The organism is Vibrio sp. Y176 (assembly GCF_033438945.1).
Genome location: NZ_JAWOQS010001104.1, coordinates 1 through 533 on the forward strand (window position 1 = coordinate 1; position 533 = coordinate 533).

The 533-nt window shown below is 51.8% G+C and carries 1 protein-coding gene; it reads right to left on the reverse strand.

Annotated features, from left to right (window positions below; translation table 11 throughout):
- Nucleotides 1–7 precede the first annotated feature (7 nt).
- Nucleotides 8–533, reverse strand: a 526-nt coding sequence (locus tag R7O13_RS30440) for an ABC transporter ATP-binding protein (RefSeq protein ID WP_318305667.1), incomplete at its 5' end; no start/stop codon positions are given.

Sequence of the window (533 nt, forward strand, 5' to 3'; positions counted from 1 at the left end):
CGAACCATCATGCACATACCACCGCCACCTTCTGGCTAGCAAGTGTTTCCGCGGGCGTTGGATGGTCAATGAGCTTAATTGGTGATCCGTAAAGTGCAGACAAACGCGCTTCATCAAGCAGCATTTCGGCGTTGCCTTCAAAGGCAATTTGACCTTTTTTGAGCGCAACTATGTGGGTTGCGTAGCGCAATGCTAAGTTCAAATCATGCAGGATCACGATAATGCCTACGTTCTCGGTTCGATTCAGCTCTGCCAGTAGCGCCATCAGTTGAAATTGATGGTGAACATCGAGCGCGGAGGTCGGTTCATCTAGGATCAAAATCGGTGATTGTTGAGCCAACAGCATCGACACCCAAGCGCGTTGGCGCTCACCGCCCGATAAATCGTCCGCTAATGCTTGAGCAAACGGAGCAACGCCAGTTCGAGCCATGGCTTCAGCGATAATCTGTTTGTCTTCAGGTTTCCAACGACCAAGTGCGCCACGCCACGGAAAGCGGCCTAAGCGCACTAGCTCTTCTACCGTTAAACCAGCC